The 14,933-nt window shown below is 35.4% G+C and carries 14 protein-coding genes; 7 read left to right on the top strand and 7 right to left on the bottom strand.

The genetic code is table 11. The features are described 5' to 3' along the window. Positions 1 to 37: 37 nt before the first annotated feature. Both BUE24_RS06490 and BUE24_RS06485 read left to right on the top strand, forming a co-directional pair. Positions 38 to 1,069, top strand: coding sequence for an alkaline phosphatase D family protein (locus BUE24_RS06490; protein WP_073315108.1), 1,032 nt, complete (start codon positions 38 to 40; stop codon positions 1,067 to 1,069). A gap of 160 nt (positions 1,070 to 1,229) precedes the next feature. Next, positions 1,230 to 1,649, top strand: coding sequence for a nucleoside-diphosphate kinase (locus BUE24_RS06485; RefSeq protein WP_073315106.1), 420 nt, complete (start codon positions 1,230 to 1,232; stop codon positions 1,647 to 1,649). A gap of 51 nt (positions 1,650 to 1,700) precedes the next feature. Here the strand turns inward: BUE24_RS06485 and BUE24_RS06480 are convergent, their stop codons facing one another. From BUE24_RS06480 to BUE24_RS06465, 4 genes are all read right to left on the bottom strand, one after another. Next, entirely contained in the window at positions 1,701 to 2,807 is a 1,107-nt protein-coding gene (locus BUE24_RS06480) for a C1 family peptidase (protein WP_073315104.1), read from the bottom strand. Between the two features lie 66 nt (positions 2,808 to 2,873). Then, a complete protein-coding gene (locus tag BUE24_RS06475) occupies positions 2,874 to 5,426 on the bottom strand; it encodes a TonB-dependent receptor domain-containing protein (protein ID WP_073315102.1) in 2,553 nt (850 codons plus the stop codon). Positions 5,427 to 5,430: 4 nt separating this feature from the next. Then, the gene (locus tag BUE24_RS06470; protein WP_073315101.1) at positions 5,431 to 6,345 is read right to left on the bottom strand and encodes a FecR family protein; all 915 of its coding nucleotides are present in this window, start codon (positions 6,343 to 6,345) and stop codon (positions 5,431 to 5,433) included. 138 nt (positions 6,346 to 6,483) lie between these two features. Continuing rightward, the gene (locus tag BUE24_RS06465) at positions 6,484 to 7,005 is read right to left on the bottom strand and encodes an RNA polymerase sigma factor (RefSeq protein ID WP_073315100.1); all 522 of its coding nucleotides are present in this window, start codon (positions 7,003 to 7,005) and stop codon (positions 6,484 to 6,486) included. Between the two features lie 170 nt (positions 7,006 to 7,175). Here BUE24_RS06465 and BUE24_RS06460 point away from each other — a divergent pair, with 170 nt between their 5' ends. The 4 genes from BUE24_RS06460 (at position 7,176) to BUE24_RS06445 (ending at position 12,217) form a co-directional block, all read left to right on the top strand. After that, entirely contained in the window at positions 7,176 to 8,330 is a 1,155-nt protein-coding gene (locus BUE24_RS06460; protein ID WP_073315098.1) for a hypothetical protein, read from the top strand. 228 nt (positions 8,331 to 8,558) lie between these two features. Then, complete coding sequence (locus BUE24_RS06455; protein WP_073315096.1) at positions 8,559 to 9,980, top strand: hypothetical protein; 1,422 nt, start codon at positions 8,559 to 8,561, stop codon at positions 9,978 to 9,980. Between the two features lie 290 nt (positions 9,981 to 10,270). Then, positions 10,271 to 11,665 carry a hypothetical protein gene (locus BUE24_RS06450; RefSeq protein WP_073315095.1) on the top strand — a complete coding sequence of 465 codons (1,395 nt, stop codon included), beginning with the start codon at positions 10,271 to 10,273 and terminating at the stop codon, positions 11,663 to 11,665. Between the two features lie 159 nt (positions 11,666 to 11,824). Beyond that, positions 11,825 to 12,217: an acyl-CoA thioesterase gene (locus tag BUE24_RS06445; protein WP_073315093.1), complete on the top strand. Its 393-nt coding sequence runs from the start codon at positions 11,825 to 11,827 to the stop codon at positions 12,215 to 12,217. Here the strand turns inward: BUE24_RS06445 and BUE24_RS06440 are convergent. Genes BUE24_RS06440 through recF form a run of 3 tightly spaced genes read right to left on the bottom strand, consistent with a single transcriptional unit; the run spans position 12,203 to position 13,997 of the window. Then, on the bottom strand, positions 12,203 to 12,499 hold the full coding sequence (locus tag BUE24_RS06440) for a DciA family protein (RefSeq protein WP_073315091.1): 297 nt from the start codon (positions 12,497 to 12,499) through the stop codon (positions 12,203 to 12,205). The genes BUE24_RS06445 and BUE24_RS06440 overlap by 15 nt on opposite strands. Then, positions 12,499 to 12,912 carry a lipocalin-like domain-containing protein gene (locus BUE24_RS06435; RefSeq protein ID WP_073315089.1) on the bottom strand — a complete coding sequence of 138 codons (414 nt, stop codon included), beginning with the start codon at positions 12,910 to 12,912 and terminating at the stop codon, positions 12,499 to 12,501. The genes BUE24_RS06440 and BUE24_RS06435 overlap by 1 nt, the downstream gene beginning before the upstream one ends. A gap of 5 nt (positions 12,913 to 12,917) precedes the next feature. Further along, the gene (gene recF, locus BUE24_RS06430) at positions 12,918 to 13,997 is read right to left on the bottom strand and encodes a DNA replication/repair protein RecF (RefSeq protein ID WP_073315087.1); all 1,080 of its coding nucleotides are present in this window, start codon (positions 13,995 to 13,997) and stop codon (positions 12,918 to 12,920) included. Between the two features lie 136 nt (positions 13,998 to 14,133). Between recF and BUE24_RS06425 the strand changes: the two genes are divergently transcribed. After that, positions 14,134 to 14,907, top strand: a complete 774-nt coding sequence (locus tag BUE24_RS06425; protein ID WP_073315086.1) for a tetratricopeptide repeat protein — start codon at positions 14,134 to 14,136, stop codon at positions 14,905 to 14,907. Positions 14,908 to 14,933: the final 26 nt, after the last annotated feature.

The raw sequence follows: 14,933 nt of genomic DNA, 5'->3' as shown, positions 1-14,933 counted from the left end.
GATCAATTAATTTTGTAGGAATTCTTAAAGTGAAGTAATGAAAAAACTGGGTTTAACGATCTTTTTGTTCGCAATAACAATCCAATTTGGTATTGGGCAGCATAAGGAGTTGGATAGTCAAGCTGATTTTGTGATTGCATTTGGTAGTTGTAACAAACAGAATAATCCACAACCCTTTTGGGAAGGAATTCTACAGCAAAATCCTAATGTATTCATTTGGGGAGGTGATATCGTGTATGCGGATTCTGATGATATGAACAAAATCAAAAACGATTATGCTATACAGAACTCAAACAAAGGGTATCAAAAATTAAAAAAATCAGTACCCATTATGGGAACTTGGGATGATCATGATTTTGGTAAAAATGACGCCGGAGTAGAATGGGAGAAAAAGAAAGAGAGTCAACAGTTGTTTTTAGATTTCTTTGGTGTGCCCAAAAATGATCCAAGAAGATCACAAGAAGGGGTTTACACTTCAGAAGTAATTGAAATAGAAAAAGGAAGTATAAAGGTAATTACTTTGGATACACGTTATTTCAGATCTCCTTTACAAAGAGACTTTTCGGAAGAAAGACGTTATATGCCCTATGATAATGGTGAAGGAACAGTTTTGGGAGAAAAACAATGGCAATGGCTGGAACAAGAACTCGAGAATAACTTTTCTGATTTTTTGGTCATTGTAAGTAGTATTCAGTTTTTGTCATGGGAGCATGGATTTGAAACTTGGGGAAACTTTCCTCACGAAGTAAAAAAACTTAAGGATTTACTAGTTAAAAAAGGAGTAAGAAATGCTATTATTTTGAGTGGAGATCGTCATATTTCAGAGTTTTCTATGGCCAATATCGAAGGATTAAAATATCCATTGATTGATTTTACTTCTAGTGGGCTTACGCATTCGTATTCCGGTTATACAGGAGAACCTAATCAATATCGGGTAGGAAGAGTCATTTCTTCAACTAGCTACGGAGTGTTAAAATTTGATTTGGATGCCTATACTGTTACTATGCAAATGGTAGGGGATAATAATATCGTTTTACAGGAATATAAAAAACAATATCCCAAAGATTAGATTTTGAATGTTGAGATCTAAGAACGATACTTTCTTATAATAATTCTTGTTTTTGAAGCTTTTATAGCTACTTTTGCACAAAAATTTAAAAACCGGATTTTTCCGTTAATTAATGTAAACCTGCTTCTACTTTCAGAAGTTGACAATAAAAAAATATACAATGGCAACAAACAGAACTTTTACAATGCTAAAACCGGATGCGGTAAGAAAAGGATATATCGGAGCGATCCTTGAACAAATTACGGCATCAGGATTTAGAATTGTGGCTATGAAATTGACTCAGCTTACTACCAATGATGCTAAAGAATTTTATGCGGTGCATAAAGAGCGTCCTTTCTATGGAGAGTTAGTAGAGTATATGACAAGTGGTCCTATTGTAGCAGCTATTTTAGAAAAGGAAAATGCTGTAGAGGATTTTAGAACTTTAATTGGGGCTACTAATCCTGAAGAAGCTGCAGAAGGAACTATTCGTAAAAAATATGCGACATCGATTAGCGAAAACGCTGTGCACGGAAGTGATAGTGATGAAAATGCTGCTATCGAGGGTGCTTTCCACTTTTCTGGAAGAGAGCAATTCTAAACGATATACTAGAATAAAAAAAGGCTGTCCTACGACAGCCTTTTTTTGTTGTTATACTTTTTCTTTTACTTGTTTGGGCATACCGTCTTTATGCAATAGAATGCCTACTGTTTTCATTCTAAAATAGGCTTCAGACATGTAGAGATATCCATTATGAACACCTTGCTGCCCCCAAGAGTTTTTGATCTTATAATAGACTTTACCTTTTTTATCGACTCCCTTTCCTACAATATGCATCAGATGATCATCTGTAGTATTGTAGTTTTCGAATTCTTTTTGGCGAGACTCAGGAGTTACAACCTCTTCTTTGATATATTTTTTAAAAGCATCTTTCTTTTCCTCTTCCTTACTCAAAATGGCTAATCCACTTTTTTGAGAAAATCCTACTTCGCTTACATCTCCATCCCAAGCCACGGTGTATCCTTCTTTTAGGGCATGATCTACTACCTGTTGTAATTCATCTAGTGGAATGTTGTAATATACCCCGTTTGAAAAATTATCAGGGATTTCCAATATAAAACTGCTATACAATGGGTGATGCGTAAAAGAAGTAAGGGTGATATAGTTCTTGGTGTCAATGCCTAGTTCCTTGGCAAATTCCTGAGGAGTATATGTCTTGTTATTATAAGTGAAAGATGTTGGCTTTTCTCCCAGGTAGATATCCAACATAGCTTCATAACTTTTCCACCATTTATCTGATAAAATTTGATTTTCTACCGCATTATCAACCATATTGGTAAGTAGCTGAATTAATTCGCTGTGATCGTGACGATCCGCTTCAGCAGCGGTAAATCCTGTATAGGTTGGATTAGGTACTATCCCATATTTCTGAATAGAATTCATGACATCGTGTGCCAACGCTCCTTGACTAAATTGTGCCTTACCCTGTCGTAAGATATAGTTTCTGGCTTTATCCAGATAGGTATTTCGTACTTGATAGAGTTCTGAAAGATTGTGCATCCCTTTGCCTAATCGAGCTACTTCAGATTCAATAAAGGAAGTGGTAGAAAAACTCCAGCAAGTACCCGTTTTTCCTTGACTTATTACCGGAGTACACTCATAGGATACTTGATCTGTTATGGTGTAATCTGGATGTATTTCTTGTGCGTACCCAACCAAAGAGAGTGTAAGGCATGCAATAAATGCGAAACGTTTCATTGTATTGTGATTTGTGAGTGAGTAATGTACAAGAAATTCTGTAATTATAAAATTGAAATGTGTTAATTACCAGAAGACTCTAAAGCTAAGATTAGGAGTAATACCTAAAGAAACTACATCTGCACTGATAAACTGATTATTTAACGAGTTTGTAGTTCTGATTTCTCTATTTAATAAATTCTCTCTGTCATAGAGGTTGAGTACAGATAATCCCAATCTGTATTTTACCGAAGAGTTAGCTTTTAATTGAAAATCGTAGATAGCCGAAAAGTCTAACCTATGGTATACCGGTAAGGTATTACTGTTAATTTCTCCAAACTCTAAAACCACAATATCTCCTGAGTCATCAACTCCTGATATGTTGGTAAAAGCTTTACCCGTATGCCAGAGCCAGCCTAAAGAAAATTGGAAGTTTTTGATTTTATAAAATTGAGACCATTTTACGGTGTGCTCGATATTCCAATTGCCAGGGAAAAACTCATTGTTATTTACATCATCAAATCGGTTACGCGTATTTATAAAAGAATAACTCACCCAAGTTTTGTAGTTTCTAAACCTTTTTTTGATGAAAACATCCATTCCAAATACCCTGCTTTCTCCATTATGGTAGGTGTTATCTACTGGATTAATAAAACCAGCAGTTAGCGAGGTGATGTTGTCAATTTGTTTGTAGTACCCATCCACATCTATGTACCATCTGTTTTTTCTAAAACTAGAACCAAGGGTGAACTGATAACTGGTTACTACAGGAAATTCATCATTGTTAGACAAGGTCCATACTTGATTCTCTAAGGATAAATTGCTTACCACAGATTCCTGGATCTGACTAGCGGCTTGACTTCTGTACTCTGCGCTAGTATTGATGGTCCAGTGTTTACTTAAATGTTTCTGCACAAACACTCGGGGCTCAATAAATGATTCATCTAATTCTGCATATTGATTAAAACGCAACCCTGCAGATACAAAAATGTTCTTAGGGTCCTCGTATTTATATTCAGAATAGAAAGAATGGGTGTTTAAAAAACGATCATCTTCATCCAAAATTAGTTCGTAACTAGAGGTAGAGGTAACAAAAGCAAATCGGATATCGTTGTTAGAAAATTGATAACCTGCCGATAGACTCTGATATTCTGTAAACTTATAATCCAAATTGAATTGCCCTCCAAAATCTCGAATACTATTTTTCTTGCTTTCGATTTCTGTGATAGCTCCAAGATCTCTGGTAATAAATTGATAATTTAACAGGTATCTGGTGTAATATCCGTTCACATCCAGGGATAGGTGATCGCCATACTGACTTTTCCAACGGATGTTATATCCTTCATTTTCGGTTACCAAATCATCACTTAGAGATTCTGCACCATCACTTCTTCTAAAATCAAGGTCATTTTTATTATAAATGGTATTGATCTCGACATGTTGATTTTCTGAAGGCTGAATGATAAGATTAGCATTGTAATCGGCATAGAAAAAATCATTGTCTTCCTCATCCAAAGGTGTGGTTTCTGCAATTTGAGTATTCTGAAACACCCGATCCGAAAGCTGATTATACGTAAAGGTTTCTAAAACATCGGTATATGACCTTCTTCCAGAAATTTGGAGAGATACTTTGTCTTTTACGATTGGAGTGGTAATGATAGCATCGGCATTGATCATGTTGATCCCAGCACCGCCAGAGAACCGATCGGCTACTTTGTTTTCAGAACTGATGTCGATAACACCGGCAATTCGATCCCCATATTTTGCGCTCACCCCACTTTTTGAGAAATTTACTTCCTTGGCAACATAAGGATTGAAAGCAGATAGCATACCAAAAAAATGTCCTTGGTTATAGGTTTTTATCCCGTTCCAAAGAATAAGGTTTTGGTGAGGGGTGCTTCCCCTTACAAATAAACCTGAAGCCGTTTCGTTGGGATTATTTACTCCTGGAGTAAGTTGTACCGTTTGTAATATGTCGGGTTCTGTTCTACCCGGGAGTACCTCTACATTATTGAGATCGATATTGATCACTTTTTTGTTTTGAGTGATTCCTTTGGCCAGATATTCTTGAATGAGTACTTCTTCTAGTTCTTCTTCCTTAGTTCGACTCAAATAGATATGGATACAATCTCCATCGATAAAAGAAGCTGTTTTTAATACCGTTTGCCTAAAACCGGGTGCACTGATAAGCGTGACAGAATTAAACGGAATTCCGGGATGTTCAAAATAACCATTCTCGTCAGTGGTCGTATTGATTCGCAGCGCTTTGAAGAAAACTCCAATATTCTTTAAGGGTTTTTGTTCTTCGTCAAAAACATATCCACAAATGCTAAGGTTGTCTTTTTTACTATAGGATCTGATGGTGACAAAATTGGCTCCAGTCTTTTCAAATTTTAATTGGGATTGTTTGCTGATTTCTTGTAATACATGATCCAAAGAAGTGGTAGAAGTAATATCAAGAGACACCTCTTTGTTGGCGATCAAATTATCGATAAAAGAGAATTTTACCTGATAGTGTTCTTCTATTATGGTAAGTGCTTCAGATAAGGGAGCGCTTTTTAACGCAGCAATAGTTGTTCTTTCTTGAGAAAAAACAGAGATATTCCACAAAAAAATACATACACACAAAAATCTAATCATGCTTTTATTTTTCTAGCACCACGGTATTTCCATCTTCCGATATGGTGTAGTCCATGCCTAAGGTACTAAAAACTGTTCTAAGCGCCACTTCCTTATTATTATTAGGAAATGTACCTGTATAAATGGTAGTTAGATCAATATTAGAGGAGTTGATTTGTATGTTGTATTGTTCTTCTAATTCTTTAAAAACATATTTCAATGGAATACTTCTAAAAGAGCTTGTATTGGTTAACCATGTAGGCTCTGCTCCGGTAAAAGTCCAGTTTTCTGGTGTATTTCCATAGTTTCTATATGCCTTACCAGCGGTAAGTATTTCTGTATAATTTTTATTCACCACGCTTACTTTTCCCTCATAACAATTCACCTCAAAGAGAGCATTGTGAGACTGCACATTGAATTGGGTTCCTAATACAGAAACTTCTCCGTTTTTTGTGGATACCGTAAATTTACTTCCTTTGGTTACTTTAAAAAAGGCTTCTCCTTCCAAAGAAACAAGGCGGGTATTTTTCCAATTGTCCTTATCAAAACTAGCTTTAGACTTTGCGTTCAATATCATTTCAGAACCATCAGGTAACTGCACCGTTAATGTTTCGCCATATTGGGTAGCAAAATCATCTTTAGGTCCAAATAAAAATATCCCAAATATGATAGCTATAGATGCAGCCACGGCCACGTAAGGTAGCAGTTTGATTACTGTACCTTTTTTCTTTTTATTAGTAGTGTTTTCTCGTTTAGACTTCAAAGCGATGAGTTCTTTTTCAACATTATACGTCTTAAGATCAAGAGCATCTGCACCTGCCATTATTTTGGCATAATACTGATATTCCGGATGCTTCTTAAACGCCTTGAATTCCTCTTCAGAAAGCTCTCCGCTTACCCATCTGGCTAAGAAAAAATCATCTTTTTTATCTTCAAACATAACTTCTGTCTATATAATATGAACGCATTAACTTTAAATTACCCTACCACTATTTTGAAAAAAAATAATCTAACTACTTGTTTTATTATGAATTACTGCTACCATCATAACCTGATTTGAACAGTATTGTTGTGTGTTTTATATATTTCCTAATGTTTTTCGCAATGTGCCCAGGGCTTTGTGCATTAATTTTTCAATGGCCTTTACAGAGACTCCTGATAGTTCAGCAATTTCTTTATAGGTTTTTTTATCGATCCTGCTCAACAAAAATACCTCACGTTGTCTTTCGGGTAATGAAGCAATAGCTGCTTTTAGTTTTTCCATGTACTCCTTTTCCAAAGCAATAAACTCTGGAGACTCGTGATTAATATCTGATTTTCGCTGAGTTACATAATCCTGATATTTAAATTTTACCTTTTGATGTCTTGTAATACTAATTCCCAAATTGGTTGCAACGGTGTATACATAACTTTTGGCTTTGTCTATCGATACATTAGCACAGTTATTCCATAGTTTAATAAAAGCATCCTGTACGATATCTTCTGCTTGATCAAGATCTCCAAACTTATAATACAGATAGTTCCTTAAAAGTTTGGAATGACTTTTAAAGAAATTATCAAATACCTTTTCGTTACATGTAGAATTTTTATTGTCAGACATCTGGGGTGGATATAGATGAGGTCAAATCTAGATTTTTTTTCTAAGCTATCAAAAAAATATAAAGAAAGACGGGTAGGGTATACCTTTTCACACTCGTTCTATTCTTGTTATAACATTTCAAATCTCAATTGAGCATTCGCATAAATCTAGAACTTAATTTAAAAATTAAAATGAAAAATCTTAAAAATGTAATTTACCTATTATTTGGGCTATTGGCTTTGGTATCATCTTGTGAAGATATTGAAGAAAATGAATGTCTGCAATTATCTTTTACACAGGATGGAAAAGAACTGTTTGCAGATTTTGATGGAATCAATGACCTCGACGTATACGAATGGTTTGTTGATGATCAATTGGTGGAAACCGAAAGTCTTCAAAACGAAAGAGATAATAAGCTCGATCTTAGTTCCTATAACCCTGGAACGTATACCGTATGTATAAAAGCTGAAACAGAAACTTGTCCGGAGGGCGTAGAATTCTGTAAAGAAATCACAATTGAAGAACCTGTCGGAAATGAGGACTGTCCTTCACTTGCTTTTACTGTAGAAGGAGGAGTAGCTACAGCCAGTTTTGAAGGTATTGATGAAATCGATGTTTATGAGTGGTTTGTAGACGGACAAGTAGTAGAAACCGAAAGCAATCAAAATCAAGATAGAGATAATAAACTGGATTTGAGCACATACAACCCAGGTGAATATAATGTATGTATTAAGTTCGAATCTCCAGAATGTCCACAAGGTGTCGAATTCTGTAAAGTTGTAGTGATAGAAGACGATAATACAGGAGGAGATAACTGTCCGGATTTATCTTTTATAGAAGAGGGAACCCTTCTTTTCGCAAGCTTTCCAGGGATTGATCAATTAGACGTTTACGAGTGGTTTGTAGATGGTCAATTGGTAGAGACCGAAGATCTTCAAAGTCAGGATAGAGATGATATGCTGGATTTAGGCTCTTACAATCCTGGAACATATAAAGTATGTATTAAAGCAGAAACCAATGAGTGTGCTCAAGGCACAGAATTTTGCTTAGAAGTGGTCATTCCTATGCCACAACCAGTAGATTGTAACGCTTTTAATATTATATACGCTTCTAGTGGAAATAGAGAATTTGTTGCTCGTAATCCTCTTGTTCCTCTTGTAGATCCAAGTACTGTGGTTTGGACTATTGATGGTAATCAAGTGCCGTCTAATTCTCCTACAGGTAATTTTATCATTTTAGATGATCATCTTACTCAACCTGGTAAGTATGAAGTATGTTACAAAGGAGAATCACAAGATTGTGGTACTTTGGAGAAATGTATTGAAGTAGACTTTTTAGCGCTTTAGATTACCGTAATCTTAGAATTAATAAAGCCAAAATTTTAAAAGAGACAGCAAATTTGCTGTCTCTTTTTTTTGTTGTAAAATATTGTTTTTCAGTATATTAATTCTTTGTTTTTAATTTTTTTTAGGGAAAATACCCTCACAGGGGGTAGGGTGTTTTTTTAAACAGGCGTTTCACTTATAGAGCGGTCGCAAAGCCATTCGAAACAAGTAACCCTAAAATTATTTACGATGAAAAAAATTAGTATTTGGTTGATAACAGTTTTTGCTATGATGTTAACATTTACTTCTTGTGAGGTAAATGAAGAATTTGAAACCTGCCCAGAAATTAATCTGGAAATCGAAAACGAACCTGGTAGCGCAGTATATAGATTTATTGCACAGCTAGATGAGTTAGAAGACATTCGATTTACTTGGACAATAGACGACGAAGAAATAGCAACAGGGAATATTGACAATATTATTGGTCAAATCTTAGATTATAGATTTGAATCAGGTAAACATACGGTTTGTGTGAAGGTGGCAAGTGACGATTGTCCGATACAAGTTTGTAAAGAAATAGATGTAGTACGAGATGAAACTGATCCATGCCCAGATCTTTTCTTTGAGAGCAGAACCAACGAAAAGCCATCTACTTATAAATTCATCGCTGATTTTGAAGGAATAGAGCGTTTGGATTACGGATGGTACATCAATGGAGAGTTGGTAGAAGATTCGTCACCAAATGAGCGTAACTATTTAATCTGGGATTTTGAAGAGCCAGGAGTGTACGAAGTATGTATTAAGACAGAAACTGACGAATGTCCAGAAGGAGCGTCATACTGTAAAGAAATTAGAGTTGAAGAATCTGATTTAGCTTGTCCTGAAGTATTCTTTAGAAAAGAAATGGAGCCAGGTACCGATGGAACCTATGTTTTTGAAGCAGTGATCGAAGGTACAGATGAGGTGAGCGAGATTCTTTGGTATGTAAACGATCAGCAAGTAGAGAACGCTACAGATCAACAAGAAGGGTCTAGAGTATTGGTACAGGAATTTGGTCCTGGAGTATACGAAGTATGTTTAAAAGTAACAACACCGGATTGTCCTGATGGAGTGGTATACTGTAAAGAGATTAGAGTAGGGCAAACCTGTCCAGAATTAACTTTTGAAGCAGAGAGAGATGGTGATAACCTTGCGTACTACTTCTATCCGAGATACTTTGATGGTATCGAAGAAACTCCAATAAGCTGGTCGGTAAATCAGGATTTTGTAGGAACAACACAAGGACACGATGAACCATTTTACTTCCAGTTTGCACCAGGTAGATATGAAGTTTGTATGTTAATAGAAACCGAAGATTGTCCAGAAGGAGTTTCTTTCTGTAAAGTGATCGAAATCGATTATGACTGTCCAGAGCTATTCTTCGAAATGGAGCAAGAAGGAGACACACCAGGATATAACTTCTATGCAAGTTTTGACAGAATGCAAGACACCTCTTATGAGTGGACGATTAATGGAGAAGTAGTTGACAGAGAAATCGTGGATAGTAACGAAGAAAAAGATGACTATCTGTACTATCAGTTTGGAGCAGGTACTTACGAGATTTGTATTATTGCCGAGACACCAAACTGTCCGCAAGGAGTAAGATATTGTAAAACATTAGTAATAGAATAAAGAAATTTAAAATTAAACGTCGATAAGATAGGTTTAGTTTAGGTTAGATTAATTAGGTTGATCCCCAGGAGAACGGCAACTTCTTCTGGGGATTTTTTTTATGGTAAAATAATACGAACTTCAACTAATACCTTGTTGAATAGCGGACGTTTTTTATATTGTAAACAAAATTTTATACTTTCAAGGTATATAAGTGATAGGAGCAAGGGGGTAGGGTAAATGATTTTCAAAGCGTTATATCTATATAAGACACTTTTATTTTGAAGATAATCAAGACATATTTCAAAACATTGGCGCTAATATTTTTAGTATTAGCAAGCTCATGTGTAGATGATGATTCCTTTTTTCCTGAAGAAAGAGGGGAGATTACATCTTCTATTGCTTTGGTGACATTACTTAACCAATTGGTAAGTACACCAGGAGTTTCTGAAGATAATTTATGTTTCTCATTTCAGTATCCTATTGTTCTGGGATTCAATAACGATTCGAGTATTCGTATCAACGATTTTCAAGGATTAGTTGATGCGATCTCCGGCCAAAGTGGAAATTTTAATATCACTGGATTAGCATTCCCGGTAACCATTCAATTTGGAACGAGTACAAGTCCTGTTACTATACAGAATGAAGCTGGGTTAATCGAAGTATTAAGAGAGTGCGAGCTTGGAACCTTTAGAGATGAATTTAATGCGTTGTTTAGGCAATGTTTCAAATTTGATTATCCAATTACGGTAATTAATAGCCAAAATGCAGAAGTAACCATAGAAAATCAGGAAGCTTTTGTAGGGTTCCTTATGGATCAGGGAGGTACTTATCAACCTAATTTCAGGTTTCCAATTAATGTGTTAGTGGGGCCTGATTTGGTCTCTGAAACGGTTTCTTCTTATTTTGAGTTTTATAGCATTATTAATAGTTGCGTGGGGTGTCCCAATATTCGTTTTGAAATTCGGTCGGTTTCTGATACGCTGTACGAAATCGTTACTAATTTCGAAATTCTTGATAATTTTCAAGTTTCGCTAAAAATTGATGGTCAAGTAGTATCTAATGCGGTTCTGGATGGAAATATATTCAGACAAGAATTCACACCAGGAACTTATGAAGTTTGTGTAAAAGTGGTGTCTCCAGATTGCCCAGAGGGGAAAGAAGCTTGCCAAACCCTTGTTGTAGAAAGTAGATGTCCTAATCTTGGATTTACTTTTGAGCAAGAGCAAGGAACTTTTCAGTATAATTTCACGGCAAATTTCGAAGGGATCAGTGATACCCAATATAATTGGGTAGTTGATGATCAGGTAATCGAAGAAAATGATGGTGGAGCCCAAGGTGACAATAATTTTGTATTTCAATTTACTCCTGGAGCACATCGAGTGTGCATTGCTACAGAGACACCATTGTGTCCGCAGGGAACAGAATTTTGCCAGGATATTATCGTATGCCCAGAATTGTTCTTTACCGCAGAACAAGAAGGAAATACAAATACCTATGTATTCAATGCTGATTTCTTAGGAATAGAGCAAGTTACCTACCAATGGACTATCGATGGAGAACCTCAGGAGACCGATGGAGGAGTAGCCGGAGATAATACATTTACATTTCAGTTTACACCAGGTACTTATGAAGTTTGTATTGAGAGTGAAATCGCAGGATGCGAACCCGCTCCAAAGTTTTGTGTAACGGTAACCGTGCCCTAAAACACTTAAGTTTTCATAAAATCCAAATCCTATAATTCCTGTTATGGTAATGTAAGGAAGTAATAATTCTCAATCTCATAATTTTTATTCAGTACCCTATAAACACTGCATTTTTATTATGGTTTTCGATACCTTTGTAGTAGGAAAAACAAAGAAATTATGAGATATCACACCAGAAAAGTTGTAAAGCCTGGAGACTTAAACCCTAATGAAACCTTATTTGGAGGTCGATTACTGGAATGGATAGACGAAGAGGCGGCATTATATGGAGTAATACAGCTAGAGAATAAAAGGGTAGTCACCAAATTTATGTCAGAAATCAACTTTGTGAGCTCTGCGGTACAGGGAGATATCGTAGAAATAGGTATGGATGTGGTAAAATTTGGAAATACCTCTTTGGTATTAAAATGTACGGTCCGTAATAAGTTAACCAGGAAGACGATTATCAACGTGGAAAATATTACATTGGTGAATTTGGATGAAAATGGCAGACCTACACCTCATGGTAAAACTAAAATAGAGTATGTAAAAGATCGATTAGCGCAAGACTAGTTTTTGGATCAGCTCTCTGCCTAACTCTTCATTAAGGTTGGTGATAATTTTTTGTGTACCATAGCTCAATTCTTCTCGTAATACAGATGAGTTTAACTGTACGAACAAGGTGTTGCGTTCTAGCTTGATGTTTTGAGTATAATTCATAATCGCAGGTCCCATAACTTTTGCCCATACTTCTTTAGCATTAACTTTGTCTAACCCTTTTTGCAAGTTGTTGTCGGTAACAAAGTTTTCTAAAACCTCTTTCAAGCTTTGATGTTCACGATTCCTTTTTGCCATTATAATTCAATCTTTTGATAGCGTTTATAAAAGTACATATTTCCAGCTTCATTCTTGATGATGATCTGGTTTTCTTTGGCAGAAATTACAGTTTCTCTCCAGGAGTCAAGAGGAGTGGTGTAGTACATTCTTAAACTATCATTTTCGATTTTTACCACAAACGTTTCACTATCTCGAGTTACAATGAAATTCCCTTCTATTTTGGGTTGTACTTTTTTTCGAGTTCCTATAGTATCTTTTAATTCAAAAAAATCGATACTTTGATTGAAATTGTACTCTTTTTCCTCACCAGTAGATAGCACTACACGCTCAATTTCCCAATACCCGTTGATGTGTTTTTTATAGCTATTTGGATCTACTTTTGTACAAGCAGCGCATAATCCTAGTAGTAAGACAAAAAATATTTTTTTCATGATGTCTACAGCTTAAAAATTTTATAACTCTGTGAAATCTTTTTAACCACCTCTTCTGTTCTGTCAGCATGGGTGTCACTAATAAATAGCTGTCCAAAATTTTGATCATCTACCAACTTAACGATATGCTCCACACGCTTTTCGTCTAATTTATCAAAAATATCATCTAGTAAAAGAATTGGATTCACATTGCTTTGTTTTTTGATAAAATCAAATTGAGCTAATTTCAATGCAATCAAAAATGATTTTTGTTGGCCCTGGCTACCAAATTTTTTGATAGGATACCCTTCAATTTCAAAGGACAAATCATCTTTATGAATTCCAACACTGGTATACTGTAATGCACGATCTTTTTCCAGATTTTGCTCTAATAAAACCAACAAACGATTTTGAGATAATTTACTTTGGTAGGTGAGCGAAATATTTTCTTTGCCAGAACTTATGGCTTGATATCGATTAATAAAAATAGGAATAAAGGTATCCAGGAAGGCTACCCTTTTTTCATAGATCACATTTCCTAATTCATCTAGTTGTTGGTTATAGATATCTAGTTGGGTGGCATCAAAGGTGTTATTGGCACTAAAATATTTGAGGAGTGAATTACGCTGTGAGACCAGTTTGGAGTACTTTAATAAGGTAGTTAAATAACCATGATCACTTTGTGATATTACCCCATCAATAAATTTACGTCGGGTATCACTTCCTTCGGTAATCAAATCCCTATCCGCCGGAGAAATAATGACTAGTGGTAAAAAACCAATGTGTTCACTAAAAGTATCATATACTTTTCCGTTGCGTTTAATAACTTTTTTTTGTCCTCTTTTGGTACTTACAATAACTTTCTCTTCTCGTTCGTTCTTTTCATAGAGACCATCAATAACAAAAAAATCTGTACCGTGTCTAATATTTTGACTCGTCACCGGATTAAAATAACTTTTCCCAAAGGAAAGGTGGTAAATGGCATCTAGAATATTGGTTTTGCCCACTCCATTGTTTCCTACGAGACAATTTATCTTGTGGTCAAATTCGAAATCAATCGATTCAAAATTCTTATAATTGAGTAAAGAAAGTGATTTTAAAAACATAAAACACTGATGATCAACAGATAGTGCTAGAAATAAGATTCGCAATTAATCGGTGCAAAATATTGAAAAATAATAAATACTTGTGCTTTTAATTATGAATAAAAATTTTATTTTTGCCCTTCATTAAAGAAAATTTATGGCAACTTACAAGAAACGCGGATACAAACCAAAAAATAAAGCGGAAGAAGTAGAACAGGTTGAAGAAAACTCAACAACAGCCGAAGTGTTTAACACCTTGGATGAAGGTGCTTCTAAAACTGAAGAATGGGTTGCAGCAAATCAAAAATACATTTTAGGTGGTGTAGGGCTTATTGCTTTGATAATTTTGGGTTATTTAGGATTTCAAAAGTTTATCCAGGAGCCAAAAGAACAAGAAGCAGCCAACGAGATGTTTCAAGCCCAACAATATTTTGACCTTGCAATAAATGGTAATTCTACAGTTCGTGACTCTATATACAATCTAGCTCTTAATGGAGGAGAAGGTAAATACGGATTTTTAGAAATCATAGATAATTACGGAGGTACAAAAGCGGCTAACCTTGCCAATTATTATGTTGGTTTTTCTTATTTGAATATGAATAAGTATCAGGAAGCGATCGATTATTTGGATAACTTCAAAAGCGATGATGAGATGTTAGGTCCATTAGCTTTGGGAGGTATTGGAGATGCTTTTGCTCAATTAAACCAACAAGATGAAGCTTTAGGATATTATGAAAAAGCAGCTTCTTCAAAAACTAATAATTTTACTACTCCTAAATTTTTATTGAAAGCTGCAATTACCGCAATTTCTTTGGGTAAATCAGAAGTAGCGGTGCAGTATTTGGAAAGAATTAAAAACGAATTTCCTAAAAGTGTAGAAGCAAATCAAGCAGACGTACACTTAGGAAAAGCACGTGGAATGCAAAAATAGTCGTGATTGTCTAGTTAAGAGTGTAG

Origin of the sequence: Aquimarina spongiae (assembly GCF_900141785.1) — a bacterium.
Classification (GTDB): domain Bacteria; phylum Bacteroidota; class Bacteroidia; order Flavobacteriales; family Flavobacteriaceae; genus Aquimarina; species Aquimarina spongiae.
This window is presented reverse-complemented; position numbering and strand designations above follow the sequence as displayed.

Bases quoted from the DNA above. Each gene is read 5' to 3' on its own strand.
- BUE24_RS06490 (WP_073315108.1), top strand. From the start codon at position 38: ATGAAAAAACTGGGTTTAACGATCTTTTTGTTCGCAATAACAATCCAA.
- BUE24_RS06485 (WP_073315106.1), top strand. From the start codon at position 1,230: ATGGCAACAAACAGAACTTTTACAATGCTAAAACCGGATGCGGTAAGA.
- BUE24_RS06480 (WP_073315104.1), bottom strand. From the start codon at position 2,807: ATGAAACGTTTCGCATTTATTGCATGCCTTACACTCTCTTTGGTTGGG.
- BUE24_RS06475 (WP_073315102.1), bottom strand. From the start codon at position 5,426: ATGATTAGATTTTTGTGTGTATGTATTTTTTTGTGGAATATCTCTGTT.
- BUE24_RS06470 (WP_073315101.1), bottom strand. From the start codon at position 6,345: ATGTTTGAAGATAAAAAAGATGATTTTTTCTTAGCCAGATGGGTAAGC.
- BUE24_RS06465 (WP_073315100.1), bottom strand. From the start codon at position 7,005: ATGTCTGACAATAAAAATTCTACATGTAACGAAAAGGTATTTGATAAT.
- BUE24_RS06460 (WP_073315098.1), top strand. From the start codon at position 7,176: ATGAAAAATCTTAAAAATGTAATTTACCTATTATTTGGGCTATTGGCT.
- BUE24_RS06455 (WP_073315096.1), top strand. From the start codon at position 8,559: ATGAAAAAAATTAGTATTTGGTTGATAACAGTTTTTGCTATGATGTTA.
- BUE24_RS06445 (WP_073315093.1), top strand. From the start codon at position 11,825: ATGAGATATCACACCAGAAAAGTTGTAAAGCCTGGAGACTTAAACCCT.
- BUE24_RS06440 (WP_073315091.1), bottom strand. From the start codon at position 12,499: ATGGCAAAAAGGAATCGTGAACATCAAAGCTTGAAAGAGGTTTTAGAA.
- BUE24_RS06435 (WP_073315089.1), bottom strand. From the start codon at position 12,912: ATGAAAAAAATATTTTTTGTCTTACTACTAGGATTATGCGCTGCTTGT.
- recF (WP_073315087.1), bottom strand. From the start codon at position 13,997: ATGTTTTTAAAATCACTTTCTTTACTCAATTATAAGAATTTTGAATCG.
- BUE24_RS06425 (WP_073315086.1), top strand. From the start codon at position 14,134: ATGGCAACTTACAAGAAACGCGGATACAAACCAAAAAATAAAGCGGAA.